The sequence below is a fragment of the Citrobacter portucalensis genome, from assembly GCF_023374935.1.
Classification (GTDB): domain Bacteria; phylum Pseudomonadota; class Gammaproteobacteria; order Enterobacterales; family Enterobacteriaceae; genus Citrobacter; species Citrobacter portucalensis.
Genome location: NZ_CP092466.1, coordinates 1,718,503 through 1,745,191, shown reverse-complemented (window position 1 = coordinate 1,745,191; position 26,689 = coordinate 1,718,503). Strand labels below are relative to the sequence as shown.

Annotated in this window: 37 protein-coding genes and 1 tRNA gene; 5 read left to right on the top strand and 33 right to left on the bottom strand. The window is 50.6% G+C overall.

Going from position 1 to position 26,689, the window contains the following annotated elements; translation table 11 throughout:
• Positions 1-50 precede the first annotated feature (50 nt).
• Positions 51-335, top strand: coding sequence for a 50S ribosomal protein L25 (gene rplY / locus LY264_RS08390; RefSeq protein ID WP_003027502.1), 285 nt, complete (start codon positions 51-53; stop codon positions 333-335).
• A gap of 108 nt (positions 336-443) precedes the next feature.
• Here rplY and LY264_RS08385 read toward each other — a convergent pair whose 3' ends face one another.
• On the bottom strand, positions 444-1,064 hold the full coding sequence (locus LY264_RS08385; protein WP_048224653.1) for a hypothetical protein: 621 nt from the start codon (positions 1,062-1,064) through the stop codon (positions 444-446).
• 27 nt (positions 1,065-1,091) lie between these two features.
• Entirely contained in the window at positions 1,092-2,099 is a 1,008-nt protein-coding gene (gene yejK / locus LY264_RS08380) for a nucleoid-associated protein YejK (protein WP_003027504.1), read from the bottom strand.
• A 134-nt stretch (positions 2,100-2,233) separates the two neighbouring features.
• On the opposite strand from yejK, the gene LY264_RS08375 reads away from it, so the two are divergent.
• The 3 genes from LY264_RS08375 (at position 2,234) to LY264_RS08365 (ending at position 4,404) form a co-directional block, all read left to right on the top strand.
• Entirely contained in the window at positions 2,234-2,461 is a 228-nt protein-coding gene (locus LY264_RS08375; protein WP_003027506.1) for a YejL family protein, read from the top strand.
• A 31-nt stretch (positions 2,462-2,492) separates the two neighbouring features.
• Positions 2,493-4,253 (top strand): LPS biosynthesis-modulating metalloenzyme YejM, encoded by a 1,761-nt coding sequence (gene yejM, locus LY264_RS08370; RefSeq protein ID WP_003834595.1) that lies wholly within the window; start codon positions 2,493-2,495, stop codon positions 4,251-4,253.
• A 74-nt stretch (positions 4,254-4,327) separates the two neighbouring features.
• A tRNA-Pro gene (locus LY264_RS08365) sits at positions 4,328-4,404 on the top strand.
• Positions 4,405-4,777: 373 nt separating this feature from the next.
• Here the strand turns inward: LY264_RS08365 and LY264_RS08360 are convergent.
• The gene (locus tag LY264_RS08360) at positions 4,778-5,167 is read right to left on the bottom strand and encodes a HumD family translesion DNA polymerase (RefSeq protein ID WP_008323363.1); all 390 of its coding nucleotides are present in this window, start codon (positions 5,165-5,167) and stop codon (positions 4,778-4,780) included.
• Between the two features lie 78 nt (positions 5,168-5,245).
• Between LY264_RS08360 and LY264_RS08355 the strand changes: the two genes are divergently transcribed.
• Positions 5,246-5,488 (top strand): DinI family protein, encoded by a 243-nt coding sequence (locus tag LY264_RS08355; protein ID WP_249457657.1) that lies wholly within the window; start codon positions 5,246-5,248, stop codon positions 5,486-5,488.
• A gap of 69 nt (positions 5,489-5,557) precedes the next feature.
• Here LY264_RS08355 and LY264_RS08350 read toward each other — a convergent pair whose 3' ends face one another.
• From LY264_RS08350 to LY264_RS08205, 30 genes are all read right to left on the bottom strand, one after another.
• Complete coding sequence (locus tag LY264_RS08350; RefSeq protein ID WP_249457655.1) at positions 5,558-6,136, bottom strand: tail fiber assembly protein; 579 nt, start codon at positions 6,134-6,136, stop codon at positions 5,558-5,560.
• A complete protein-coding gene (locus tag LY264_RS08345; RefSeq protein WP_249457653.1) occupies positions 6,136-7,134 on the bottom strand; it encodes a phage tail protein in 999 nt (332 codons plus the stop codon). Before LY264_RS08345 ends, LY264_RS08350 begins: the two co-directional genes overlap by 1 nt.
• Before the next feature lie 11 nt (positions 7,135-7,145).
• Positions 7,146-7,727: a YmfQ family protein gene (locus LY264_RS08340; protein WP_249457651.1), complete on the bottom strand. Its 582-nt coding sequence runs from the start codon at positions 7,725-7,727 to the stop codon at positions 7,146-7,148.
• Complete coding sequence (locus LY264_RS08335; RefSeq protein ID WP_249457649.1) at positions 7,718-8,776, bottom strand: baseplate J/gp47 family protein; 1,059 nt, start codon at positions 8,774-8,776, stop codon at positions 7,718-7,720. Before LY264_RS08335 ends, LY264_RS08340 begins: the two co-directional genes overlap by 10 nt.
• The gene (locus LY264_RS08330; RefSeq protein ID WP_249457679.1) at positions 8,766-9,188 is read right to left on the bottom strand and encodes a phage GP46 family protein; all 423 of its coding nucleotides are present in this window, start codon (positions 9,186-9,188) and stop codon (positions 8,766-8,768) included. Before LY264_RS08330 ends, LY264_RS08335 begins: the two co-directional genes overlap by 11 nt.
• Entirely contained in the window at positions 9,188-9,736 is a 549-nt protein-coding gene (locus tag LY264_RS08325; RefSeq protein ID WP_249457647.1) for a phage baseplate assembly protein domain-containing protein, read from the bottom strand. The genes LY264_RS08330 and LY264_RS08325 overlap by 1 nt, the downstream gene beginning before the upstream one ends.
• Complete coding sequence (locus LY264_RS08320; protein WP_046671231.1) at positions 9,736-10,815, bottom strand: phage baseplate assembly protein; 1,080 nt, start codon at positions 10,813-10,815, stop codon at positions 9,736-9,738. Before LY264_RS08320 ends, LY264_RS08325 begins: the two co-directional genes overlap by 1 nt.
• Positions 10,812-12,113, bottom strand: coding sequence for a DNA circularization protein (locus LY264_RS08315; RefSeq protein ID WP_249457645.1), 1,302 nt, complete (start codon positions 12,111-12,113; stop codon positions 10,812-10,814). Before LY264_RS08315 ends, LY264_RS08320 begins: the two co-directional genes overlap by 4 nt.
• A gap of 50 nt (positions 12,114-12,163) precedes the next feature.
• Positions 12,164-12,625, bottom strand: a complete 462-nt coding sequence (locus LY264_RS08310; RefSeq protein ID WP_071684302.1) for a hypothetical protein — start codon at positions 12,623-12,625, stop codon at positions 12,164-12,166.
• Positions 12,626-12,677: 52 nt separating this feature from the next.
• Entirely contained in the window at positions 12,678-14,462 is a 1,785-nt protein-coding gene (locus LY264_RS08305) for a phage tail tape measure protein (RefSeq protein ID WP_249457643.1), read from the bottom strand.
• 141 nt (positions 14,463-14,603) lie between these two features.
• Positions 14,604-14,873, bottom strand: a complete 270-nt coding sequence (locus LY264_RS08300) for a phage tail assembly protein (RefSeq protein WP_005120659.1) — start codon at positions 14,871-14,873, stop codon at positions 14,604-14,606.
• On the bottom strand, positions 14,873-15,229 hold the full coding sequence (locus LY264_RS08295; RefSeq protein WP_182317126.1) for a phage tail tube protein: 357 nt from the start codon (positions 15,227-15,229) through the stop codon (positions 14,873-14,875). Before LY264_RS08295 ends, LY264_RS08300 begins: the two co-directional genes overlap by 1 nt.
• Positions 15,229-16,728: a phage tail sheath subtilisin-like domain-containing protein gene (locus LY264_RS08290; RefSeq protein WP_249457641.1), complete on the bottom strand. Its 1,500-nt coding sequence runs from the start codon at positions 16,726-16,728 to the stop codon at positions 15,229-15,231. Before LY264_RS08290 ends, LY264_RS08295 begins: the two co-directional genes overlap by 1 nt.
• Positions 16,718-16,894: a DUF2635 domain-containing protein gene (locus tag LY264_RS08285; protein WP_075848493.1), complete on the bottom strand. Its 177-nt coding sequence runs from the start codon at positions 16,892-16,894 to the stop codon at positions 16,718-16,720. The genes LY264_RS08290 and LY264_RS08285 overlap by 11 nt, the downstream gene beginning before the upstream one ends.
• An 8-nt stretch (positions 16,895-16,902) precedes the next feature.
• Positions 16,903-17,463 (bottom strand): phage tail terminator protein, encoded by a 561-nt coding sequence (locus tag LY264_RS08280; RefSeq protein WP_249457639.1) that lies wholly within the window; start codon positions 17,461-17,463, stop codon positions 16,903-16,905.
• Entirely contained in the window at positions 17,463-17,966 is a 504-nt protein-coding gene (locus LY264_RS08275; RefSeq protein WP_131445648.1) for a hypothetical protein, read from the bottom strand. The genes LY264_RS08280 and LY264_RS08275 overlap by 1 nt, the downstream gene beginning before the upstream one ends.
• Positions 17,941-18,354, bottom strand: a complete 414-nt coding sequence (locus tag LY264_RS08270; RefSeq protein ID WP_249457637.1) for a phage head closure protein — start codon at positions 18,352-18,354, stop codon at positions 17,941-17,943. Before LY264_RS08270 ends, LY264_RS08275 begins: the two co-directional genes overlap by 26 nt.
• Positions 18,351-18,674: a head-tail connector protein gene (locus tag LY264_RS08265; protein WP_249457635.1), complete on the bottom strand. Its 324-nt coding sequence runs from the start codon at positions 18,672-18,674 to the stop codon at positions 18,351-18,353. Before LY264_RS08265 ends, LY264_RS08270 begins: the two co-directional genes overlap by 4 nt.
• Positions 18,675-18,697: 23 nt before the next feature.
• Positions 18,698-18,940, bottom strand: coding sequence for a hypothetical protein (locus LY264_RS08260; protein WP_249457686.1), 243 nt, complete (start codon positions 18,938-18,940; stop codon positions 18,698-18,700).
• A 38-nt stretch (positions 18,941-18,978) separates the two neighbouring features.
• Positions 18,979-20,196, bottom strand: a complete 1,218-nt coding sequence (locus LY264_RS08255) for a phage major capsid protein (protein WP_249457633.1) — start codon at positions 20,194-20,196, stop codon at positions 18,979-18,981.
• A 16-nt stretch (positions 20,197-20,212) separates the two neighbouring features.
• Positions 20,213-20,866 (bottom strand): HK97 family phage prohead protease, encoded by a 654-nt coding sequence (locus LY264_RS08250; protein WP_116359855.1) that lies wholly within the window; start codon positions 20,864-20,866, stop codon positions 20,213-20,215.
• Positions 20,853-22,082, bottom strand: coding sequence for a phage portal protein (locus LY264_RS08245; RefSeq protein ID WP_249457631.1), 1,230 nt, complete (start codon positions 22,080-22,082; stop codon positions 20,853-20,855). The genes LY264_RS08250 and LY264_RS08245 overlap by 14 nt, the downstream gene beginning before the upstream one ends.
• Positions 22,082-22,264: a hypothetical protein gene (locus LY264_RS08240; RefSeq protein WP_234662058.1), complete on the bottom strand. Its 183-nt coding sequence runs from the start codon at positions 22,262-22,264 to the stop codon at positions 22,082-22,084. Before LY264_RS08240 ends, LY264_RS08245 begins: the two co-directional genes overlap by 1 nt.
• Before the next feature lie 12 nt (positions 22,265-22,276).
• Positions 22,277-24,010, bottom strand: a complete 1,734-nt coding sequence (locus LY264_RS08235; RefSeq protein ID WP_249457629.1) for a terminase large subunit — start codon at positions 24,008-24,010, stop codon at positions 22,277-22,279.
• The gene (locus tag LY264_RS08230; RefSeq protein ID WP_249457626.1) at positions 24,007-24,504 is read right to left on the bottom strand and encodes a phage terminase small subunit P27 family; all 498 of its coding nucleotides are present in this window, start codon (positions 24,502-24,504) and stop codon (positions 24,007-24,009) included. Before LY264_RS08230 ends, LY264_RS08235 begins: the two co-directional genes overlap by 4 nt.
• A gap of 132 nt (positions 24,505-24,636) precedes the next feature.
• Entirely contained in the window at positions 24,637-24,987 is a 351-nt protein-coding gene (locus LY264_RS08225; RefSeq protein ID WP_249457624.1) for an HNH endonuclease, read from the bottom strand.
• A 64-nt stretch (positions 24,988-25,051) separates the two neighbouring features.
• Positions 25,052-25,249, bottom strand: a complete 198-nt coding sequence (locus LY264_RS08220; protein ID WP_249457622.1) for a hypothetical protein — start codon at positions 25,247-25,249, stop codon at positions 25,052-25,054.
• Positions 25,250-25,278: 29 nt separating this feature from the next.
• Entirely contained in the window at positions 25,279-25,602 is a 324-nt protein-coding gene (gene lysC / locus LY264_RS25970) for an Rz1-like lysis system protein LysC (protein ID WP_121540635.1), read from the bottom strand.
• 216 nt (positions 25,603-25,818) lie between these two features.
• Positions 25,819-26,301, bottom strand: coding sequence for a TIGR02594 family protein (locus tag LY264_RS08210; protein WP_249457616.1), 483 nt, complete (start codon positions 26,299-26,301; stop codon positions 25,819-25,821).
• Complete coding sequence (locus tag LY264_RS08205) at positions 26,291-26,629, bottom strand: phage holin, lambda family (RefSeq protein WP_249457614.1); 339 nt, start codon at positions 26,627-26,629, stop codon at positions 26,291-26,293. The genes LY264_RS08210 and LY264_RS08205 overlap by 11 nt, the downstream gene beginning before the upstream one ends.
• Positions 26,630-26,689 lie beyond the last annotated feature (60 nt).

The following is a 26,689-nucleotide window of genomic DNA, read 5'->3' as shown; positions in this document are numbered from 1 at the left end:
TTACCTGTTGCTGGGTCGCCTGTAGCAGGAATTATTAAAGAGAGATTTAAATGTTTACTATCAACGCTGAAGTACGTAAAGAGCAGGGTAAGGGTGCGAGCCGCCGCCTGCGTGCCGCTAACAAGTTCCCGGCAATCATCTACGGTGGCGCAGAAGCCCCGATTGCTATCGAACTGGATCACGATGCAGTTATGAACATGCAAGCTAAAGCTGAATTCTACAGCGAAGTTCTGACCATCGTTGTTGACGGTAAAGAAGTTAAAGTTAAAGCTCAGGCTGTACAGCGTCACCCGTTCAAGCCGAAGCTGTCCCACATCGACTTCGTTCGCGCGTAATCGCAAACAAGTTGAAGAAAAACCCCGCCAAGGCGGGGTTTTTTTATGCATTTAATTTAGTTTGACGACATTAAGAGCAACGAGAACCCACTTTGCTTTTCCGCTTTCTTAAATCTCGTCAAATTCAATTAACGCCTCCCCTAATCGAGGATCTGTAGTTTCCGCTGCTGTAATCATACCTTTAAGCCGATTGAATAATGCCCGTTGACGAACGCTGGCACTTTCCGGTTTCCACGGCAAAATTCGTATTGGTATAGTTTGCCCTTCATTCAACGCATCAAATACCTTTTCATTGGTAAGTAAGTCGCCGCCGCTCCATCTCTTGCTATCAAACTGAAAATCAAAAAAGACATGGAGTTCCAGTTCATCTACACGCACTCGACGCTTTGCATTATCGATGCTTATTTCCACCTTCTCTTTACGTGTCAAAGTAGCATCAAGATTGAGTCCATACCGTTTCAACTGCCCCTTATCGTAATAGTAACTCATGCTGGAATAGGTTGATTTAAAAGCAAATCCAGTAATAAATAAACCAGTAAATAAGAACAGTGGGCATATGAACAAACTCAGTAACCAGTTGGCACCATGAGTATAAAACAGTACCAACGAGAGAACTGTGAACACAATACCAAGCATCAACATCATCAAAAATGTTACAATGTGCGCGTACAAAACCTGCCGAAATAAACTGAAATTAACAGACGGCTTCTGACGTATTCCTTTACTCACTACTGCGTCCTTTTATGTAGTATGCCCTTATTTCCCGCCCGACGTGCGACGCTGGAGCTGATCGCGCAGGTTCGGCGGCGTACCTTTGATGGTCAAGGTGTCTGTCGCCGGATCCCAGAAAATACGCTCACCCAGTAACATGGCGTCGAAGTTAATGGTTAACCCACCGCCGCTGCCGGCAAATTTGGTTAACTGACGCAGCGTACTGCGATCCGCTGGGAAGCTCTCTTCCAGCTCGTAGCCTTTATCAGCGGTAAATTCGCTGAAGCTGACTTCACTGACGCCGGAAAGCTCTTTAGACAGCGACTCTAGCTCGATCTCTTCACCAGCCTGCAACTGCTCGTTACAGTAGCTGTACACCTGCTGACGCACGTTCTGGCGTTCGGCTTTATCGAGTTGCGCCTCGGCGGTAAAGTCATCGACCGCCTGCAGCAGGCCACGGTTTTGCGCTTTGGCGTTCAGACCTTCGCTGGCACCGAGGAAATCCATAAAGAAATCGGCGACTTTACGCCCGACCCGCCCTTTCAGGAACGTCAGATAGCGCGTGGACTCCGGATTGGTTTCCCACTCGGTTAAATCAATACGCGCCACGATGTCCGCATGATTGATATCCAGATAGTGCGTCGGATTGATATCCAGATTTTCATTGACGCGCATGCTGCTTAAATTGTTCAGCACGGCGACCAGCAGATACTCTACCGCCAGATAGCGGTAATGGCAGAACAGGACAATACCGCCGTCGGCAAAAGGATATTTCGCCAGCTCGTCCCGCAAGCGTCCGGTCGCTGCACGACTAAATGCCAGAAAATCCTCTTCACCCTGACGCTGTAAACGCAGCGTTTGCGCCAGTTCACTCTCTTCGCTAAACAGGCCATAGGCTTTATTCTTGGCGCTATACACCCGATGCAACTCAGCCATCATATCGACAACCGTCGCTGTCGGTTCCAGTAATGAATCGCGCAAGACCAGCTCAAGGTTCTGCTCGTCACGTTTGATAAGCTGGTGCAGGGCAATCTGGTTGATATCCAGACTCATGATAAACTCTCCTTTTAGACCGGGCGGTATTCAACCACCTGCCGGGCAGTGACGCAATAGAAGATAAAAAAGCAGAAAAAAAACTGTCCGTACGGTAATATGTTGCCCTTTCATGAACAGACTGATTTCGATTTATGCCACAAATTTCCCGCTATAGTGACGAACACGTTGAACAACTGCTGAATGAGATGCTCAACGTACTGGAAAAACATAAGGCGCCGACCGACCTTTCCCTGATGGTTCTGGGAAACATGGTGACTAACCTTATCAATACAAGCATCGCACCGGCCCAGCGCCAGGCGATTGCCAACTCTTTTGCCCGCGCATTGCAGTCTTCGGTAAACGACGACCAAGCGCATTAAGAGCCTGCTCCGGGGAAACGAACAACAGTTTATGGTAACTCATCGTCAGCGCTACCGTGAGAAAGTCTCCCAGATGGTTAGCTGGGGGCACTGGTTTGCCTTGTTCAACATTCTGTTGGCCATGGTTCTCGGTAGCCGTTACCTGTTTGTCGCCGACTGGCCGACAACCCTTGCAGGTCGTGTATATTCCTACCTGAGCGTTGTCGGGCATTTTAGCTTTCTGGTGTTTGCCACCTATCTGCTAATCCTGTTTCCCCTGACGTTTATCGTCATGTCCCAGAGGCTGATGCGATTCTTATCAGCTATTCTGGCGACAGCTGGCATGACGCTGTTGTTAATCGACAGCGAAGTTTTCACCCGCTTCCACCTGCACCTCAACCCGATCGTCTGGGAACTGGTCATTAACCCTGACCAGAATGAAGCGGCGCGTGACTGGCAACTGTTGTTTATCAGCGTGCCGGTTATCCTGTTAATAGAAATGTTGTTTGCGACCTGGAGCTGGCAAAAGCTGCGCAGCCTGACGCGTCGTCGCCATTTCGCCAAACCGTTAGCGGCATTCTTCTTCGTTTCTTTTATCGCCTCGCATGTGGTGTATATCTGGGCAGATGCCAATTTCTATCGCCCGATTACCATGCAGCGCGCAAACCTGCCACTCTCTTACCCGATGACGGCGCGTAAGTTTCTGGAAAAACATGGCCTGCTGGATGCGCAAGAGTATCAGCGTCGCCTGATCGAACAGGGCAATCCGGAAGCGGTTTCCGTGCAGTACCCGCTCAGCGAACTGCACTATCGCGATATGGGGACCGGCCAGAACGTTCTGCTGATCACCGTAGACGGCCTGAACTACTCACGCTTTGAAAAACAGATGCCTGCGCTGGCTGAGTTTGCCGGGCAGAATATCTCCTTTACGCGTCACATGAGCTCAGGCAACACCACGGATAACGGGATCTTTGGCCTGTTCTATGGCGTATCGCCAAGCTACATGGACGGTATTTTGTCGACCCGAACGCCTGCGGCGCTGATCTCTGCACTGAACCAGCAGGGTTATCAGTTAGGGCTATTCTCCTCGGATGGCTTTACCAGCCCGCTTTATCGTCAGGCGCTACTGTCAGATTTCTCCATGCCGAGCGTGCAAACGCAATCAGACGAACAAACCGCAAGCCAATGGATTAACTGGCTGGGACGCTACGCGCAGGAAGATAATCGCTGGTTCTCCTGGGTCTCCTTTAACGGGACAAACCTTGATGACAGTAACCAGAAGAACTTTGCCAAACGCTACGCCAGCGCCGCTCAGGATGTGGATGCCAATATTAACCGTGTTCTTAGCGCCCTGCGCGACTCGGGTAAACTGGACAACACGGTGGTGATTATTACCGCGGGTCGCGGTGTGCCGCTGACTCAGGAAGAGAACAACTTTGCCTGGTCGCGCGGTCATCTGCAGGTTCCTCTGGTTATTCACTGGCCGGGAACACCTGCCCAGCGTATCAATAGCCTGACCGATCATACAGACCTGATGACGACGCTGATGCAGCGCCTGCTGCACGTCAGCACGCCGGCTAACGAATACTCGCAGGGGCAGGATTTGTTCAATGCTACACGTCGCCATTACTGGGTGACCGCCGCCGACGGCAGCACGATGGCCGTGACAACGCCAGAGATGACGCTGGTGCTGAACAACAACGGAAATTATCAGACCTATGATTTACGTGGCGAGAAAATAAAAGATCAGAAACCGCAGCTCAGCCTGCTGCTACAGGTTCTGACGGATGAGAAACGATTTATTGCTAACTGATTAATTATAAATCAGTTAGTGAGGCATCCTCTTGCATTCGTAGCGGAAAGCAGTAGTATTAGCAGCCATAGCGTCGGCACGTAGCGCAGCCTGGTAGCGCACCGTCATGGGGTGTCGGGGGTCGGAGGTTCAAATCCTCTCGTGCCGACCAAAAACTCCTTTAAGAACCAGCCTTTAAGGCTGGTTTTTTTATGCCTGTCTTTTGCACGGGGAAACTTTGGGGAATTACTGGGGAGAAACCCCGCCCAAATTAGAATTCACCTGGCAGGATAACAGCTGTGTGTAGTCGATGATGAAAAGACAGGGTCTGGTGACATCAACAGACCCCGTAATTACACAGCAATGCATATTGGATACGCTTTATCCCTAGCGAGTGGGTAACTTTATAGTCATTACAAAGATGGTTGTCATCAAATCTTTGTGATTGATATCTAATATTTTTAACTTAAATGCCAACAAAGTAATGAGTGGTTAAATAGCCACCAAACAAGCATAATTATCCTTCCCCATGGATATGTTTTTATCTACATCACCGGGCAGTCATCAAACTCCGCGTTCCTGGCATCATTAATGATGTACGTGATCACTCCGAATATAGCGGGTGCAGAACTGTAACCGTCATCATCTACTGGCAGTGCCTCCCTTCTCCCGTTATCCAGATTAACCAGGTGGGGCTGAGGATGAGTTCGATATCGCTTGATCCTGAATTCTCCGTCTATCGCGCATATCAGCAGCGAGCCATCACAGGGAGAAAGTGACGCATCAACAACCAGTAGCGCCCCCTGAATTATCCCTTCCCTGAAATGTGAACGCGATGCCCGCATGAAATAAGTCGCTGCTGGCTGGCTGATTAGCTGCTGATCGAGGGAGATTCGTGTTTCAACATAATCTGCCGCAGGTGAAGGAAAGCCCATATTTACGCCCACTCTTGAATACCGGATAAAAACACAGTATAAATACTGTATATCCATCCAGTAAAGAGGCAATGAGCAATGTTCGTGGAACTCGTTTATGACAAAAGGAATTTTGATGGTCTGCCCGGTGCAAAAGATATCATTCAGGGCGAGTTAACTAAGAGGGTTCACCGGATCTTCCCCGATGCTGATGTTCGGGTTAAACCGATGATGACACTGCCGGCGATCAACACTGACGCCAGCAAGCATGAGAAGGAACAGATAAGCCGTACTGTTCAGGAAATGTTTGAAGAGGCTGAATTCTGGTTAGTGAGTGAGTAAAGTTTTTCAATATCCGCCACAGTTACGTTTTGATCGCGCTGTGGCGGATATTCATTTTCGTAAACGTTCCTATGCTGGTTTAGTTGGCCATGCAGGGTTATCTGGATCAACTTTTGTTAGCTCATAACGATACTTCTGCCAGGCGACTAACTTCGGCTTGTCTGCATCGTCAATGTAACCACCATCGTCAGCATCTTTTAGTGGCGCAATGACCTGTGAAGCCTCGAATATCAGTGTGGATTTTTTTGCAGTATTCTCAGCTGCATCTGCACTCTGCTTTGCAGCCTCATCAAGCACCCACTTAGTGCCATCCCATCTATCGTAAGGCGTGGCAGGTGCTAATGGCGTAAACCCTGTTTTTATTTCCCCCAAATAATCCACTACAACAGATTGTTGAGTATCAGTCGCATAGACTGTCGAGTTCCGATGGTCTTGTACCAGGCCCCAGGATGAGCCATTAAAAACCGGCGCCATACCTCTCATTCCCTCAGGTGGGGAAACCGTCGTGGAGCAGCCCGGAACACTGACACCAATATTGATAAACTCATCAGACCAACCTGTATACACGAAAGTTATCGGGTCGTAATAATAAACGCGAACGTCACCTGCTTCGGTGGCATGTCCAGTCTGGTCAAAAAGAACCGACATTATGCAGCCCTCACTAAAAAGTTAAATGCCACGTTTCGTGGACGGAATTCATTCGCAGTGGAAACCTGGCGACTTGCATCAAGATTCAGGTTTGACAGTCGGTCTCCTGGTGCACCTGATGTCGACGTGGGAGTGATAAAGTCTCCCCCCTCCCCAGTCGCTGAAAACACACCATTAGCGTTGTTACTGAATATCCTGCCAATTGACCCCGCAGTGCGGCCCTCGATATTACCAGTCAGGTTCCGCATGGCGTCCCCCTGAGCCGAGAGTAATGCGCGACCTGTATCAACGCCCCTGCCATCATCGGCAACACGAATAAATTCACCGCGGGTTTCCGTTAACTTCAGTCCCGGCCATACCAGCGCCAGTTTTGGATACTGAGCAGCAGTAAATGTTGCGCCGTTTAATTTTAAAAACGTCATTCCCGACCATTCAGGTATAACGGTATTTGGCATAGCAGCTGACGGCCAGTAAAACGGAATACCTATCGGTGGCAATCCGCAACCCAGTCCCAAATTTAATTGAGCCTCCTGTTTGGTGTTCCCGCCAGTACCTCCGCCAATAATGCTAAGCGGAACATTTTGGGAATTTTCTTCATTCCACATTCCCCAGGAACCATCCTCCCCAATAAAAATATGATATTTACCAGATGATGATGTTAACCATACTTGTGAGCCGCCATTAACAACGACATCCAATCCAAGGTTTGAGAGAGCCTCTGCAATTGCTGCAGATCCGTCTGCTTTAATATCTGCAAAAGGATGCGCGCGGCTTAGCAGCAGCGCTTTCAGGGCAGTCAGTAACTGGTTATGTTTTGATTTTTCCAGATTAACGCCGGTTGCTTCGACCACTCCCGCCAGTTCTTCCTGCAACATGTCGAAATAGTCGTCATCCAAATCAGTGGCTGGCGTTCCTGTTTGCGGGTTTCCACGGGTAAAGCCGTTCTTGCCCGCGCCGAATTTATCTTTCTGCGCAGTAGGTGTGTCAATACGATGCATAATGTCTCCGGTTACGGATATTTGAAGATTACGTAGGTATGGGACGGGCAGAGTTTATTGATCACGCATTCAGCTACCGTATCCCCCCAGTAACGAATCGGTGTTTTACAATTGTCCGAGCAGGTCATCCAGTTGGCATCCGTTGAAGCAGGCATATTAACCTGCCAGTAATAACGCCATTCAGTTGAATAGGTCGCATCCATACACGACGACGTACACTTGAAAGGTCCCTTGTTATAGCGTGTGATGGTGGCGCCAGGCTTCCCCAGTGCAGCGAGCTGACGAAGATAGAAATCTTCGTTGATCCCTCCGGTAAGATTAACTTTTGCGTCCAGCCGCTGCTGTCTCTGCCGTAACGTCTGGGTTCCTGGGGGAATGCATTCATCAGGCAGGCCGCAGCACCGCTCCCATCGGCCAATAAGTTCTGCTGTGGTACGCGGATCAAGCTCCTGCATGAGTTCATCAGCACGTTGATGCACCCTGAGCAAAGAAGGTGCTACGCCACTTATCGCAACATCGTCAACTGACCATGCAGGTCCGGGTGGAAGCAGCGCACTCAGTAACTGGACATAATCATCATTACTCACGCCCACGTTATTACCCCCAGCACAGCCAGTTCATTTTTTGCAACTGGCGTATCAACTGTTGGAGAAAGTAGCTTATGGCTGTGCTCACCGGCGGCTATAGAAATCGCCTCGTTTGTACGGGACAGCTCAAGCGTCCCTTCCGGATAGCCGTCACGCAGCAGGAATGAACGAAGCTCGGCCTCAACTGCGGCGCGTATTTCAGGAGTATCCGGGTTCAGATCAATGGTGTAGTTGACCGTTTTTGGCGTCCCCTTAAATACATAGAGGTCTGAACCCGCTACGGGTGCCAAAGGTTCAATATGTGCGTGAGCCGCAACAACTGTTGCATCATCAAGAATCGGGTTAGTCAGGTCGCTACTGGCAATCATAACGCCAACCGTTCCCGTCCCCATCCAGTGCCGGTAAGTCCACGCGCGTGTTACGCCCGGCACTTCTTTTGCCCAGACAACATAATCACCGTCAGCGCCACCTTGCGGGGTCCAGTAATAGCGTTCCAGGACACGGGCACGCCAGACATCAAGGTCTTCAATATCAAAACCGCCAGTGACCGTATCGGCCATGCCGCCGGAAGGAAGTCCATTAACCGGCGTAACCAGTGAGAGCGCCTCACCATCATCCATATTTCCGGTCATACCTGTCATGCTGCAGACAATGGGTACACGAAGCACGCCACCGGCACTTGTTGCGTCTGCCTGAACGATGTACAGGACGAGATCGTCACGCTGAATTACCGAACCGGCGCTCACCTTCAGCCCGTTTGTTACGCCATCCCAGCGCATAAAACCTGATGCGGCCACGGCATCTTTTCTCGGGCATCGTTTCATAGCAGCATGCCGATAAAGCCATGACTCATCGCACAGGTCAGGCAGCATATTCATCGCCAGATAATCGATATAGCCATAAACTGTATGCAGCGCCCCGGCATAAACCTTGGCCCTGACATCTTCATCCATGCGGCGAAGTTCATCGTTGATGTCAAGACGCGCAAAAAGGTCGGCACGGATCATACTGATGTTTTCGGCCAGCGTTGGTCGCTGAAATTCACTATCCGCCATTTGCAATCACGCTCCAGAAATCGTTAAAAGAAATTGTTACCGGGCCATCCCGGCGCCAGAGGACAATCTTATTCCCCAGCTCATTAATACCGGTTCGCTGGATATCAATGTCGATACGAGATACCACACCGTCATCCAGCATCCATTGAAGAGCTTCACGCAGATAGCTACGCACGGTATTCACCAGGGCGTTCGTGAGCTTGCTCCGCTGGAGTAGCCACAATTTCGAACCATAACGGTCATTCGCAACAATCGGCCAAGTGTCGCCCCACCACCCCATCGGTACATCAGCATTGTCGTCAGGGTCTGCACGCCGGTGAGTGAAGAGCGAAATCACCACTGCGCGCGTAAGTGGGTCAAGCTGAGAACTGGCATCTACCTGAGTTCCATTGACTGTCAGCCAGAGTTCCATCACACCTCCATCTTGTTATCGGGTGCATCGGTTTTATTTCCCTGCCCGTTTTCTTTGTGATGGTGTCCGTTGTATGCAACGCGCATGGCTGACATTGTCAGACCACCAGCATCGCAGAGGTCTTTGATCTGTCCCGTTGACTCAATGTCCATTTCAAAGCGGGCTTTAGGCGCGTTTTTGAACGTAATCACCTTGCCACCACCATCAACAACAATCCCGGCACGTGTCAGCGTGACTGACTGCCCCAGGTCATCGTAGAGAGCGACCTCCCCCGTTTTTAGTCCCTTAATGCGATAGCGACGATCAGACGCGGTGATCGCAATGGCGTGGGAACGATCACCGTCAGGAAACAAAACAACAGCCTCAGCACCTGCTTTTGCACGAGAAGTGAAACCATAGGGTTCAAGGTACTCAATACCCGCTTTTTGCTGCCCGGCCAGTAACTCAACATCTATCATCTGGCACTTAGAGGCCGCGTTGATACTCTTCACAACAGCGCGCCCAATGAGTCCCAGAACTTGCCTCTGAAGGCTTTGCATTACTCCCATCAGAACGGGTCCTCTTTGACTTTGCGCTTTTTAGCACGCTTCTGACTGCTCTCTTCGGGCTCAGGAAGATAGGCATCCGGCGGCCCGACACGTAACTCTGTCAGGGTGCCGTTATTATCTTTAGTGAATGAGACTTCAGAAATGAGGAGTTCGCGGTTGTTGAAGCCGCAGATCGGATCGAAAACAATAACCCGCTGGTTGGGCTGCCACAGAGAACCGTCCCCCTGTCGCCAGCCCCACACGGTGTATGTGGTTTCATCGGTACGTGCAGCTCGCTGGCGCGCCTCGAATTCAGCACGCGCAATGCAACTGGCTCCTGTTGACTGCCCCGTCTGCTGTACTGCCATTGGACGATAGCGGCCAATTGATGCATCTGTTGTTTTTGCACGAAGCGCCGTTGTGGTAGCAGCGCCAAAATCATCATCATTTCCGGCGCGCTGCCCCGATACCTGGTAGGTTGAAAAACGTTCACGGATGCTTTTCTCTGTATCGCAGGAAATAACGTTTTTACCCAGCACCAGAGCTGTATGAGCGCGCGTGCTACCAATGCCGCCGATAACAAGCCTTCCTCGAGGGTCGTCGTAGGCCAGCGCCTGCTGTTGTCCAAGCATCTTGTTCAGGACTTCAATAACCGTTTCACCGTGGTCGGGTTGCACGCCGGGAATAACACCACCCGGCGCGCCAGCGTTTATCACCGTAACGCCAAAAGGTCTGGCAAGCGCCGAGGCAACCTGAACGAGTGATTGCCCATTGAATTGAGTCGGCTCAGCGGCACAATCAATCAGATCGGCGGTCAGACTGCGCCCGCTAATTCCGACACTAATTGATCGCGCATCATAGCGAACCGGCGTTGCTTCAACCCAACCGGTAACCACAAGGTCATCACCGATTAGAACCTCAACTTTGTCGCCGTTTTTAACTCTTGGCTGAAGTGACGCAACACCATCACCACCGGGCCACTGTCGGGTGATCTCTACACTAAAATCGCGAGCTAAACGCTCAATCCCTGAACCAATGCGAATTGACGTCCAGCCCCCCCACTCACGACCGTTAACACGGAGAGTCACGTTATCGTTCATCGTACAGGAACCCTCAGCGGAGATACCGGCACAAAGCCAGGGTGAGCCACAGCATTACGCCTGACAATGTCAGACTCCCGTGAAGCGTTATCGAACCAGGTTGCTGCCAGAACAAGTGCCGGAGTTACCTCATCAGGCGTTCTGATAACGGTCTTTTGGGTCTGTATCAGGCGGTGTTTTATGTCGTTATTAAGGTCAGACTTCACTCTGCGCAAAGCCAGAAACAAACGATCATCAGTCGTGCGGGATAGTTCTTTATCAATAGCAGTATTCAGCGTGTCACGGATATCGACCAGATCTTCCCATGAAGGCACGTCGACAACTGTCGCTTCATCAGGAGCATTATTCAGCTCAGGATGAGTAACAGAAGGCCAGCCAGTGGACCGCTGGCTTTGTTCGCTTGTCGTGATAACTGGCGCGGGTAACGTCGTAACAGCATAAGCCGCTTCGCTTATTGCTGTTGTGCGAATCGCACTGGCAACATAATTACTTTGCTGCTTCTGGTTCTGCGTAGTCTTGCTGTCCGTTTTCCATACGCCACGCGGTGCCAGATCACTCCCCATGGATATACCGGAAAAGTTTTTAATCATTGTGAACAGATCGCTGGCATTACCAGAGAGCCGATTCCCCGAACGCCACATTGCCTGCAACTGGTCAACAAAACCTTTGCCTGAAGATGGTGGCGGGAGGAGAACAGAGATATCACCCTGCATGAGACGTGCGGCGGCGGAAATACCGGAGTCCACTATCGCCATTTTGTCGGAGACATAGCCCAGCATGCTGGTAGCATCGTCAATAACACCGTTCTGAACGAAATCAGGCATGCCGTCCATACCGAACTTCTCAAAGTTATCGCTAATACAGTCATCAAGGGCAGAACAGGAGGAAACGAGCGTGTTGGCCGTCGCGGTCCCAGATGTCGGATAAGTAAGTTCACCTGCCTCAACGAAACGAAGATCAAAGCGCACCATGCGCCCTTCACTGCTTGATGTGCTTACGTTGATCTCACCGTCAACACAGACGCTCATCTCACCATATGCCGGATGAACAAGTGTCCCCGGCCCCGGTTTATTAAGCGCTTCTATCAATCTGTCTCGTTGTTCATAGCAGTCATCGCCGATGACATATGCTGTAATCTTCGGACGAAGCGTGATCTTGCCTAAATCTTCTGTATAGGGTTTATCACGGTTCACAAATTCGTGTGTTTCTACACGTCGCCCCGCTGTTGCGCTCTCATCTTGAGTTTTAAACGGAACGCCACGAAACGAGGCATCCACCAGCCGATCTTTCCACGCCATAGTAACTCCGGGCATAAAAAAACCCGCCGAAGCGGGTTGATGAGGTTTGGCTAACTTTTAGAAATACCTTTACAAGGCCTTTCTATTTCAGTCTCTTTCCCATTACTGTAAGTTTTTACCCTCATTCTGACACTGCCATTATTTTTAGTGAGTATTGTCAAATATCCGCTTGCACTCTGAAAATAATAGTCCCAACCATCAGCATCGCTCACATCGTCAGGTAAAACCATATCATCAGGGAATGATGGGCTACTCATAATTGTACTATATTTAACGCCATTAACTTCCGTTATAACCTTCCCTGAAACACCATCAATAGTTAGCTTCTGCTTGATCTCATCACAATGTAAAAATAACGTAGAAGTAACCGGTTTGTTTTCACTGTCCTTGCCATTATTAGCAACAAGTTTATTGAACTCTGCTATGTAATGACTTTGCTCATTATTTAGCGCTAACACGGCATTTGAAGTAAAACCGCCGAGAATTCCAATAATTAATAGTGCCTTTTTCATCCTTTCCTCCCATTAACATCTGGAAGTTAGCATATACCAAAATACTCAACTCTTACCCACCCATTCCAGTACGCCCAATGCGGGTATAGCCGACATCATGATTTACGTCTATACCGGAAGCATGTGTCTCAGTCACTTTCATTCCCTGTGGTGCGTTCTCAAACTGAACCGTGACGGCGGCCTGAGGTTTAGTATTTACCCCCTGTTTTATCTGGTAAGGGTTATATCCTGTACTTGCCACTCCGGAACCATAAGCACCGTAACCGCCAGCCCCCCATTGAGCTGCATTCGCAGCTGCAACCGTATCGCTCGCGCCATCAGAGAACCATTCAATTATGGGTTTCAATTTTGCCCACATATCCTGAAACCACTGAACAACTGGCCCCCAGTTGTTAATAACGAGTCCTAATGGGGTCCATCCGAACACTGTTTTAAGTAACTCCCATCCCATTTCGAAATAAGGTGAGATAGTCTCCCAGAAGGATTTGAAGTATGGTCCAACACTATCCCAATTAGAAATAATTAAGCCCGCTGCCAGCGCGATCCCGGTAAGGATCATACCAAGAGGCGTCATCGCCGCCAGTCTACTGGCGAGAGTAATAGCCTGACCAACCCCCATAATTCCCAACTTAAGCACAGCAAGCCCAGCAGCAAGACCAGCCACACTACGAATAACTCTAGGGTTCTGGTCTGCAAAGGTTGTGAATCTTTCACCTAAGTCACCAAGCCAGACCGTCAGATTTTTTGTGTCACCTGAGAAAGCGCTTCCAATGGCGGCGAGGCCATTAGTTGCGGTACCGGTCATCGCTTCCCAGAGGTTTGTCAGGGTCCCAAGTTGAGCCTCAACACGCTTATTCAGACTGGCCTGTTTATTCATTTTTTGCTGAATCTGATCGTATCCGTCTTTACCTTTATCGATGAGGGCATTAACTACCTGCAGGGTTTCCGCATCATCCCCAAAGAGAGTTTTTAGTACGGAAGTTTTATCCGTATCTGTCAGTTTGCGTAGCTTGGCCAACTGGCTGAACATTTTGTCCAGACCACCAAAACCTCCTTTTCCGTCCGTAAAGTCCAGCCGAATACGTTGTTTCCTCAATCCTTTGTTAGTCGCTCTGACTTTTTTAAGATCAAGGCCAGATTGAATGACTTTTCGTAGGGCGTTGCCGGCGGACTCTCCTTGCATTCCCATCTGGTCCATCATAACGCTGATCGGAGCAAGTCCCTGAGCGGCTTTTAATCCGTCTTTATTAACCATCTTCAGAACTGAGCTGGTCTTAGTGAAGAACGACAGCATGTTGGTATCATCAACCCCAAGATAGAATGCCTTCTGGATAGTATCGAATAATCCCATCATGTCATCTGACGCGGTTCCAGTTGCATCCTGCATTTTCGCGGCGAATTCTGCCGCTGCTTCAGGTGTCTTTTTTAGCTGAACAGCAAGGTACGCCGTCGCCTTGCCCACTCCACCCAGAATGTTTTCTGCCGGAATACCCTGGCGAACAAGCATCTGCATCATGTTCTGAAAATCAGCAGTCGTGCCAGGTAACTGATTCCCAAGCCCAACAGCCAGTTTGTTTATTTTTCCAAAACTATTGCCGACTTCTCCGTTAGCCTGCATCATCGCGACCTTCAGCCCAGTAGCCGCATTCTCCTGATCCGCATAGGCTTTAAGCGATACAGTCAATCCAGCAGCCAAACCACCCGCCAGCGCTAACCCACCTTTTGAAGCTTCCTCTGCCTGGCGCTTGAAACCACGGATATTTTTCTGCATCCGTGAAAGCGCAGGAGATAGCTTATCTACGCCAGTAATCAGAGCCTTAAGCTCAAATTCAGCCATTGCCTTTCTTCTCCTGCTCTATCCTGTTTGCCTGACTGACCAGCAGCGGAATCTCACTGATTGGCATTTTCAGCAATTCAAATGGGTTAATGCGCCAGTAACTGGCGCAATCAAAAAAACGGTCAGTGAGATAATCGGCAGTCAGGCCTGGAGGAAAAAACCGGCAACAAGCCAGCCTGCACTATTCAGATCGCCGGGTTTCATCTGATCTACCGTGCTCAGCGGTACATTTGCCAGCCGGACAATGTACTTCGCGATAATATGCGCCTGCAGTTTGATGGATTCGTCCTGGTTCATCTGGTACGGATAACCCAGTTCGCGAACGTCTTTGCCAGTTGGTTCGTTAAACTCCAGGACGCTGATCGTTTCACCATGCGCGGTTACTGGATGGTTTAGTTCAAGTTCTTTCATTACTGGTAATCCCCTTCTTCACCGTGGAATTCAAGATCAGCCGTACCTTCTTCGGCGTTGTGGTTTGCTTCACCATGCAGCCAGGCTGACGACAACACATAAACCTGACCGTTTGCCAGTTCGGCTGTAATGGTCATCTGGTCTGAGGTCGTGACCTTGTTGACCGGAAAATCTTTCGGCACTTTGAAGGTGCCTTTGATATAGGCCGCGCGGTGCGTTTCTTTACGATCCACCGAGCCATCAAGGCCAATGACATCATCATTGACCTTAGTATTCATCGGCACCTCAATACCGCCGGTCATGGATAATTGCTGGCCATCAATTTTGAAATAACAGGTACCTGCAATGCGCGCCATTATGCGGACTCCTCTTGATACTGAAGGCGGAACTGGTTAACGACCGCAAACACTCGCAGCTGGTTAACATAGTCAGGTGGGAAAAGGGTGTTGATACGGTTTGGGTTTGTCGCATCGCGTTCAACCTTCAGGTATTGCTTGAACAGGTCGTAATTTTCTACGATCCCGGCACGCTCCATCTGTCGGTAAGTCGCCAGCAGTTCCCCTTTGATAACAGCCGGGGTAACAATCGCCTGACCAGGACCGAAGCGCGTACCGTCGTTCGCCAGTTTATGACGGCCATATTTGCTGGTAATAACCGATTTCAGCCTGCGCAGGACATAAGCGCTGGTATGCAGAGTCTCGCTGTCGAGATAGCTGTTATCGGCAACACCATAGGCGTTTTTCTTGTACGTTGTAACGTCGCGCTGAATGCGCAGCGTGCCGCTTTCAACGTATGACGTTGCAATCCCATGCGACAGCAGAGACTGCTGTTCGGTCATCGTGAAGCGCTTCCCTTTTGGTGCCGGTAGCATATCCACGAGTTCACCTGTCTGGGTTGGACGCGCCGGATCGTTACGGATAAAGACCGCATTACGTGCGGTGCGACTGGCTGCCAGTTCATCTGCCGGAGTCTGAGTTTCTTTCTCGTACCCGGCCAGGGTGATGTGCTGTTGGTTAAGCTGATCGCCTGCGGCAACCAGATCAGAAAGCGTTCCGAGTTTTGCGGTATAAACGTGGCCATAAAGCTGGCGCGCATAGCTCCAGCGACCGCTGGTATCGTTCATTTCGCTGATAAGTGCATTCACCGAAGCCAAATCGCTGAACGGATGACCAATATAATCAAACGGCTCATCGGCCATGGCGGCAATAGCACCGTTGAGTACCGGAGCCCCCGTTCCGGCAGTGTCTGCAGCGACGGCTACAGCTATGCCTGCGGGCAAAACTTCCCCGCCACCGTACCCGTAATAATTCAGAACCACGGGGATGTCATTCCCGCTCAGACCTTTGTGACGCGCTGTCAGAGTGACCACGCCAGCAGCAGACGAAGCGATAACCGGCAATGTCGGATCAGCATTGATTGCATCTTTAATGCCCGATGCCACAGCCTCAACATCATCACCGCTTACAACTGCTGCCTGAATACGAGTACGCCCGACATAAACATTCACCGTGCCGCTCTCAGTTGCTGCGCCTGTTACGGTCAGGGTATACGTGGCCGCCACTCCTGCTGCTGGCTCAGGGACAGCAATGATGTAAAGCTCACCAAAAGGATCGGTTTTGCGGTACGCAGCAACCATGCGCGCAAGCTGACTACCGGGGCCACAAATCTGCTTTGCGTAATCAGCGGAGGGCATCAGTACCAGCGAATCAGGCTCAATTGCCGCACCGGTATTTGCGTGCCCCAGCAGCAACGACGGCGCTGATTCCTGACTTGTATTTGCCGCCGAATTATCCATCTCAGCATAAAACAGTGGCACCAGCGTATTTGCCGGGATAGTGCTGAAACTAACGGTCATTGGTTTCCACCTTTTTTTGTTTAACTTTATTCACGCGCCTGATATCGCCAGCGGCTTCCCGACGCAGCCAGTAGCTGCTTTCTTCAACATTTCGCCCTTCAACAGGCAAAAGGTCGCCTCGGGCCGGGTCAGGTACTGACCGCCCGTTTTTGGGTTTTACAAACATGGGGTTCCTCAGGAGGGGAGAGTTATCTCTGTGTGATGCTCGGGTTTCCCATCTGGGCCATGCCCCGGATCGATAAAATCAACATCAATCGCCAGCGTTTTAAAATCATCCAGACTGTTCAGTTCATCCTGCTGACGGGTGTCATCCTCAGTAAGTTCATTCTCAACAGTAAAATCGAACTGGTAGCTCAGTTCATGCCGGTTTACATCAAGCAACGTACCACCTGCATAGGTGATAGGGTTTCCGCACTCTTCAGGATTCCAGCCCAGGAGCGCCTTAAACAGTGACTGTCGCACATCGTGAACAACATCATATGAGGCAAACTGACCGCGCTCATCCCGACCATTGCTGGCAAACACAATGACTGAAAACCCTTCGGTTAAATCCTGCCAGTAGTCCGTCTGGCTCTTCTGTTCCCCTGGAGAATCATCTCCGGGAACAACATATGCCGCCGGCAGTTTCATCTTTCCGACTTCCGGCAAGTCCTTAAACTGCGCAGCACCTGCTACACGATTCTGGAACTCCGGACAACGCGCCCGAAGTGCTGCAATAATCGGGGCCAGTTTCATCAGCGTCGCCTCTCCGGTTTGAGTGATAGCCGCAGTTCACGCGCCAGGAAGTAACGCGTCCACGGGCTGTTTTTGTTGAGTGTCTCAACCATAAAATTATTACGCGGTGCCAGACGCCAGCCGCTACCACCAGAAGCGCCACGGTGATGACTGCGCCGACGTTTTGCACCACCTCGCACACCGTAGAACAGAAATGCCGGGTAAAAATCGCCGGTGATGAGCCGGTTCCCCTGCCCGTTCTTCTGGTTCGGTGCAATACGTGCCATAAACCCCGGTCGCCGCCCACTTGCTTTTGGCACCATGTAGCCAATTGATTTTGCCAGGCGTCCTGTCTGATATCCGGGGTTTTCCCCCGGCTCAGAACGTCCGCGGCGCATTACCAGTCGACGTGCATCACGCATATGTCGCTGGCCAATGGTGACAAATGCCCGCCGGACACGCGCGCGGTTGAATCGCATTTCGTTCGGCTGCTGAAAATCAACGTGTAAAAAGGGTTCCGCCACTGGAATTCCCTCCGGTATTTTCTGTAAATGAACCCAGTTCGGTGCACTCAAGAAGCAGAAACCGCCGTTTACTGTTTAGATCACGAACACGTTTCACGCGGTACACCTCATCCCCCTTCGCCACTTCAAAATCGCTGGTAATTCCGCGGCGCCAGCGAATGGTGATGTAATGCGTGATCACGTTATCGGTCTGAGCCGTTTCCTGGTATGTCGTCGCGCTGGTTTGAACCACCTTTGCCCAGGCGTTGAATGAAACCGGGTATTCAGGTTCAGTTCCGAAATCAACTGAGGGGACATCGACTCGTTTACGGATCAACACCCGTTTATCCAGTTCACCCGGGTCCGGCAGCATATAAGTCGCACTGGTCTGTGCCTGACGTAGTTTCATTGTGAATAAAACCTGTAAGGAGTCGCGATCCATTTATACGCGAGTGGAGTATCCAGCATCTCAACTTCAGACACTGCAGAGCGATTCTCATAAAAATGAGTCACCAGCATAAGCATCGCAAGACGGAGATCGTCCGGAACGACAAGGCCGTCTATATCTGTTTCAGGAACGCTTTCCCCCTTGCTATATAGCCGCCGATTAAGAAAGGTACTCGTTCTGGCTTCTGCTGCCGCACCCAGAGCATTAAGCAGCGTATCTTCTGAGTCATCATCTTCTTCAAGCTTGAGCTGCCGCTTAATTTCTTCAGTAGACAAAATCATAGGCGTACCTGTAAAAAACCCGCCTAAGCGGGTTGTTTTTTGGCTTTTTTATCAGTTTTTTCGGGCTCCGGTTGTTCCGGTTGTTCCGGTTGTTCCGGTTGTTCCGAGACAATCTCCCGTTCATTCTCGGTGTCAACACCAAGAATCCCAAGTTGAGCGGCAATCTCAATTGCACGGGAAGGCAATTCTTCGTAATCACCAGCCTGGATAGTTTCTACGCGACAACCATCAGGCGACCACTTAAGGCTTTGTTTCAATACAGGCATGCTTCACCTCATAAAATAGGGGCCTTAGCCCCAGGTAGTTATGGAGCTACTGGCGCACCAATTTGCAGGAGTTTGATTGCCTGAGAATCAGCAAGCATGCCACCAGTACGTTTAGTGGTATAAAAACCCACGTATGGCTTGTTGGTATACGGATCACGCAAAATACGGGTGCCAATACGGTCAACAATGGTGTAGCCACGTTTGAAGTTACCAAACGCAATTGCCTTAGCATCTGCCGCAATGTCTGGCATCTGTTCATTTTCTGAAATACCGTATCCCAGCAAGGTAGACGGCTGATTCAGCTCCAGTCCAGGACGCCACAGGTAGTTACCTTCGGCATCTTTCAGGATGCGAATTTTGAACAGGCTGTTGTTGTTCATCATGAACTTAGCGCCGTTACGATGTGTTTTGCGCAGGGTATAGACCAGTTGAATGATAGAATCAGCAGTCACTGCAGCAGCCGAGCCGGACAGAATATGCTGCAGCGTACCAAATGCTCGTGTCTTGTCATCATCCAGACTGGACGCATAAGCCAGGAAACCTTTCGGCTTCTTGGTGCCATTCCCGCTGGTAAATGCAATCTCTTCCTGTTCGGCAAACTCAATTGCCAGCTCGCTATTAATCCAGTCTTCAGCGTTGAAAAATACATCATCCAGCATTTTTTGCGTGGCCTGCGGGTTGCCGTAAATCTCCCCCATAAAGGGTTCGATTAGTTTGAGTTTCGATGCGTCAGTCGCAGGACGGGCGTCTGCTTCACCAACCCAACCAGAAGCAGTACCGCCAACATTCACTAACTTTTTATAATCGGAGCCGCCAATAGTGATTACAGTAGCTTCCTGACGCATCACTACCTCATCTTTAAGTAGGGTGAGGATATTGCGGTCAAGCTCTTCAGGAACGGCATAACCACCGTCTTCATCAGTTCCAATCTGCAGCGCCTTACGCTCCAGATCGCGCAGTCCGTCATCATCCCCCTTGCGCATAAATTGCATGAAGGCCGTTTTGTGTTCAGTTGCAGCTTTAGATTGCTGTTGCGGACCGCCAGGACGCTTAACCGCCGCAAGTTCCGTTTCGAGGTCTGATTTGAGGCTTTCCAGCTCGGAGAGTTTCCCGTTAAGGGTCTCAACCTGTCCTGCCAGTTTGCCTTTTTCAGACTCAAGCGCGTCAATACGCTTATCGTTTTTCGATTTGAAGTCATCGAACTTCGACTGCAGTTCCTGCGCGACCTGTTCTACATCTTTGATATCGACTGCCATAAGCATTTTCTCCTGATTAAAAATTGATGTTTTTAAGTGCATTCAGTGCAGAGTCCACGTCATCAGCGTCGCGCAGATTAAGTGTGCTATACCCCCCAGCCATGAATGCTTTGGCCTGGGTTCTTGAGAGCCCTACATCGCGCAGGACTCTTTCGATACTTTTCTGAGAAGGCATTTCGCCGCGAGCAAACGCACTTTTCACATCACTAATTCGTGCCTCATCATTCGACGGGAACGTCACAGGACTCACCTCCCATAGGTCGATTTCTTTGAGAAGAAATACCTCTTTGGTTCGGTCGTACTCCCAGTCCTTCAGCATGTAGCCAATAGAAAGGCCGGTTAAAGAACCGGCCTTCATGTGAGCATGTGCGCGCTTTGCCAGAGGATCGTCGTCAATGAGAAGTCGCCCCTTCACATACAACCCGACATCATCCTCTTTCATATCGGTATAGATACCGATCGGCTCATCCATCCGATGCTGCCAGAGCATGGCAGGAAGAGATTTCTTCTCACGCCATGCCTCTAGAGACTTGCTGAACGCGCCGGGAACAACCACATCGTCGTAGCTATCCTTCACCCCAAACACAGAGCCATAGCCTTCAAACTCTCCGTTATCGCTGACGGATTTCAGTTTCAGCGGAATGTCCAACCGCTGTTTAGTCATCGGCATCTTGTCGTTCCTCCGTTTTGGTTTGCTTACTTCCGTCAGATGGTTTCGTTGTCATGTTCATTGGTGTTAGATAAACATCGCCACCAGGGCGGGGATTGCGATCCTCAAGTTCAAGGCAGTCATTCGGTGAATACATGCCCCAGTTGATTGCAGTCGCATAGGCATCAAACCGTGACTTCATATCGCCACGAAGTAACGCACCAACATTAAACTTCGCGTAGTACGTTCCCTGCTTTGAATCACGAATGAGTCCGACATTAATACGCTGCTCAATGCGGGTCAGGTAGGGAACCAGTGAATAGTTTATGAACCCCATCCCCAGCTCTTCGATATTGCTGAATGTTGCGCGGTCAGTGTTCTGGACCATATGCATTGGCACACGAAACAACCGACAAATCTCCTCAAGCTGAAATTTGCGCGTTTCCAGAAACTGGCTGTCTTCGGCGCTAAGAGCCATAGATTTCCAGTCAAGGCCCATTTCAAGAATCATTGGTCGGTGAGCGTTACCCAGCCCTTGGTGCTTTTCTTCAAAATCAGCCTTCAGACGGGCATAAGCGGCATCACTTAATTCACTATCAGTACGTAGCACCCCAGATGTAACAGCACCATTGCTGAACAACCTTGCACCATGTTCCTCAGTTGCAAGACCAAGCGAGATAGCCTCTCTTGCATAGGCTATAGGGTTCAACCCCACCAGCCCATCCAACGTAAGTATACGAATGTGCCAGATATCATCCTGACCCAGCACATCCGTCGAACCATCAGGAAAAGTCACCTGGTAAACAGGCTCCCAATTGCTATTAAGCTTTGGCTGAACGCATCCAGGATCAAGCGGGAGAAGTTCAACGACCTCACCTAACGCCTTAACTTTATAAGCGTAAAAATTTCCACGAAGACACAGGCAAACAACAATTAACTCCCAGAACTCCTGGGGGGTCATGTAACCGTTGGGCTTTAAAGAGACCAACTTCTGGAGGCGCTCTCCCGTGGCCTTTTCCTTACCTTTACCTGCCGTTTTAAAGATATTGCAGGGAAGCATGCCTATGGATTCAGCCAATACACGCACGCAACCAAATACCGCAGTTAGCCGCATAGCTCGCTGGCTGCTTACTCGCTTCCCTGTATAAGTGTCATATGACAGCCCGACCTCCTGCGCCAGATCGGCCGCGGTGTAAACTGGCTGACTACTTTTTGAAAACATACCGGGGAAGAACATCAGTCACCTCCCGATTGTTTCTCTGATGTGGAGGATATAAATTTTGCCACCATCCATGACCAGATCAGGCACAGTAGACCTCCGGCAATATAGCCTGCAGGGGGATAAATCATCCACGCCCCAAATGAGAGCAACAGAGCCCCCAGCACTCCGACCAATGGAGTGAGTATTGTCAGGATCATAAACGCCTCGGTTTAAAGTGAACGAATGCCGCGGGATTCGATACGATCGGAGATAGAGTCCACTTTTTCGTAAAGCATTGAACGTCCAATCGCCATAATCAGCGCCACCGCGCCGTCTATTTTATTTTCGTTTTGCTCCTTGATAGGCTTCACAACATCATCATTGCCTGGCAGATATTTCCCCACCACGTTGCTGATACACCAGCTCATTATCGGGTTGCCGTCGTGATGAAAACGCCCGGACTCAATGGCAGCTTCCAGCTCTTTCATTGGGTCTGACATATTGGTGTAGTTCTGAACGATAGTGATCGGATTAAGACTTTCATCAGCCAGATCATGTGAAAGCCCCGTCGCGCCGTATGGGTCAATCGGTGACTCACTGACTGGGTTGAGCTTGTTTGCCGCCTTGGCCTCTTCAAGGATGTAGCGGTAATCAACTTCAGCGCCATCAGTAACTGTAAGCAGTCCCATTTCAACCCATTTCTGAAATCGCTCCGCAGTACGACGATCTTCGTTCTTTTCAACGCTGAATACTGTGTCGTAGGGAACCCAGAATCGGGGAGCAACGCTGTAGTAATGTGTCTTGCCGTCAATTTCCCTGGTGAACAACCGCGCCATACTGTTCATATCCAGCTTGCGCGCTAGGTCGAAAGACAGAACACATGGCTGTCCTTCGAATTGCTCCAGCGTAAGTGTCTTATCCTCGCAGTTCTGCCAGGAAACCAGGTTGTAGAAAGCGGCTCGGGCTGCAACCCAGATATTGAGGTGTTTAGTTTTAAATACACCAGCCTGACGGGCGTTATTAATAGCTCGCTGTTGCTGGCTGAGGAGAAAATCACGATAGACCGACACGCCCATATTCGGGTTAGCCTTTTCCAGCACTTTAGGATCGGTCCAGTCATCCCCCTCGTCTACGGTGTATATCACTCCGAACAATTCCTCATTCGGTACCGTGCCGTTAAGCATCTCAATCACTTCACGCCGTTTGTCGTAGCATGGCCCCTCAATGTTGTAACCCGCCGTTGTTATCGCCCACATCAGCGGCTGTCGCCGCGCCCCCATACCAGTCAGCATTGTGGTGTAGAGCGAATCTGTAGGGTGTTCGTGATACTCATCGACAATCGCACAGTGCGGTGAAGCGCCGTCCCCAGGATTACCAATCAGCGGCTCAAAACGCGCGCCATCTTCTGGCCGGTTCAGGTTGGACGCATTAACCTCGATCCCGAACGCTTCCACCAGCAGCGGTGTGCGCTTACACATCAGGCGAGCGGGTCTGAATACTTCCCACGCCTGCTTTTCAGTTGTGGCCCCGGAATATACTTCAGCGCCAAACTCGTTATCACAGGTAAAACAGTACAGTGCCACACCCGCCGAAATAGCTGATTTCCCGTTTTTACGCGGTATCTCCGTGTAAACCTCGCGAAATCGTCGAAGCTTCGACCCTTTCTGGACCCAGCCAAAGGCGCAGCACACAATAAACAGTTGCCATGCCTCCAGAGTGATCGGCATCCGCTTGAATGCCCACTCTCCTTTTGTATGTGGCAACAACTGGATAAATTTCGCGGCCTTTTCTGCCATGTCTTTATCGAAGCGGTAACGAAATTTCTTACTCTTTTCAGCCGCCATGTCATCGATATGACGCTGGCAGGCCTGAATGACAAACTGGCACGCCGGAATTTTCCCCCGCACAACGTTGCGGGCGTATTGATTCGCGGCGTTTACGTTGGGGTACGATTTCCGGCTCATGAGTTGATCATCTTCAGGAATGGGTTAGAGGTATTCTTCTGTCCGGCAAGGCCGATTAGGCGTTGCCGGCTGCTGGGGTCAAGACCAAGCATGGAGCCGGTAGAGCTCATCTCCGATTCCTGCTCTTTCTTTGCGGTTAGCTCAGGGTTTTTTATCTTACCTCCCATAGCACCAGTGATAGAAAGCCCGTCTCTGGCGATATTTTTAACCGCCCTGCGCCAGAACTCGTAGGCAACACACCAGCGCTCAAGTACGGCAAGATCGGTAACACACAGTAATCCCTGTCCACATAATTCTTTTGTGGTCAGTTCCCACATGACGGCCGCCATTGGCAGACCGTCACCCTCAGAAAACCAGTCAGGTGGTGCCACACCTTTTATCGGCGTGAATACAGGTTCCTCTTTATTCAGGGCTCGTTTGCCGGGGTTCCCTGCCAGCTCCTTGCGCGCCGTTGGCTTGGGGCGACGCCCGGAACGCCCCGCCGTTCCAGCCATAAGCGACACTCCTGGTTAAATTTCATTTTTCGCGGGTATAAAAATACGAGGAGGCGGGCAGTCCTACGGTCGAGGGGCGCCAGAGATTTTCCCTCCCCCTCCCCTCCGGCTTGTCGCAAATGACACTCATTCTCATTTGAGCCGTTCGCGCGCGGTCTTCCTGGCGTGGCATGACCAGCATAGACTTTCGAGGTTGTTGTCTTCATCAGTACCGCCATGAGCTTTCGCGATGATATGGTCGACACAGGACGCCTGCTTCACCACACTGCGACGGAGATGTTCCTGACAAAGCCCCTTATCACGCTTCAGTATGCGGGCGCGAATGACCTCCCACTTCGTGCCGTAGCCGCGCTGGTGCCGGGATTGCCCTGGTTTGTACTGACTCCAGCCCTCACCTTTGTGTTGCTCACAGTAACCTGACAGGTCTGTTGTGGTGTTCCGACAGCCGCGAACGCGACAAGCCTTCGGTGTGCGCGGTGGCATATTCACTCCCCAAAAAACGTATAGCATTATCGCAGGCACTCAATAAATGCCTGCTGTAATGCCGTTAGTCGTCAAGCTGTAACACACCGTGCTCCAGTGACTCGGAATAGGCAATCAGTCCTGTGTACTCAGGGATAACCTCACCATTATCAGCTTCAAATTCAGGAATTGTGCCGGTGGTGATTGTGTATTGAGGCTGGCCATCTTCCTTCGCGAAGGCTGCCAGGTCTTCAATCTGCTTAGCTGTAAGAACTACTGTCATACACATGCCTCTGTTGTTAAAAAGCCCCGCTATTGTGAGGCTCGTGATTGTTCAATCGTTCGAATGTCTGCTTTATCCCTGTTACACATCCCCAACGCCCCCAGTAGGCTCACATTCAGATCCAGACTGGCCCCATAGGTCAGCGGGTCTGGAATATATGGCTGCGGGGTTTCAGCGGTCAGGTTGGACGGAACTGGTTGCTGCGGCACTGGTACGTACACTGTCCGCGTATTGCCGCAGCCGGTCAGCAGCTGCAGCAGGAACAGGCCGGCGAGAGCAATCATCACCCGCAACAGCCACTTTGATATCTTCCTGAGTTCTCTGTGACTCCAGTGCGATCTGGTTTTTTGCATGCTGGTTAGCTCCCAGAATCATATTGGTGATGGCAACGGTTTTCAGTACGTTATCCATTACAGCGCGGTTGCTGTCGTTCGCATCCTGTAGCGTGTTCAGGCTGGCACTGATGCGAGTGTTTTCGTTCCAGAGCCAGGAGAAAATAACCAGTGCACCGATAGTCAGCCACCAACGCCAGTGCGCTTTAATCAGCTCAAAGGCTGTAGTAAAGGCCGTCATGCTTCGCTCACAGAACGCGATCCCGTCATGTTAGGGAGCAGGCGCGTATCCTTCGGCTCATTGACCGGCCAGCGATAGCCACTGACCCGAGAGCGCGAGAAGACTCTGATATTGATGGCATCTGACTGATTACCACCCAATACCATCAGGTCACCATTTTGCTGCTGTCCGACCACAAATCCGACATGGCCGCCGCCGTCTCGTGTGAATACAACAATGCAGCCGTAAGCAGGCTCATGAAGTTCGACGCCCCAGGACAGGTAGGATTTAGCAGACTCGAACCGGGTTGATTTAATTCCGACTCTTTCAAGCATGGATCCGACATAGGCTGCACACCACGGTGTTTCATCATCCTTAATCCCTCCACGCTTAATGTCTTTCCAGAACTGGAGAATTAACGGGTTATGACGCGGCCCTTTTATTTCCAGTTGCCCAATATATTTTCTTGCCTCAGTAAGCCAGCGTGGATCATTTGGCATCGCTACCTCCGAACCTGACGTTAAATACTCGCGTTGCCACAGTTCGTACCTGCTCAACGCCAACGAAACCCAGTGCGCCACCGATAGCGATGGAAAGAGACTGTGGAAGATTGAAATACTCGAGTGCGGAAACAGCTGTCAGCGTCATGGCGCCACACATCAACCCTTCCAGCACCATCTTTTTCCATCCGCCGCCGCCATACGCAATCCGCAGTACAGCCATCGCTACCGATAAAAGAACTGCGCCCATTGGCGTATCACCGCGCCACCAGCTATGAAGTAACTCAATTAACTCCGTCCAGGAGTGAGGGTCGTTGTGCATTTTCATGGTCTCTCACCTCCGATAGTTCGGATGGCGCTGTGTGATGAAAGGAGGATCAGGCTTCAC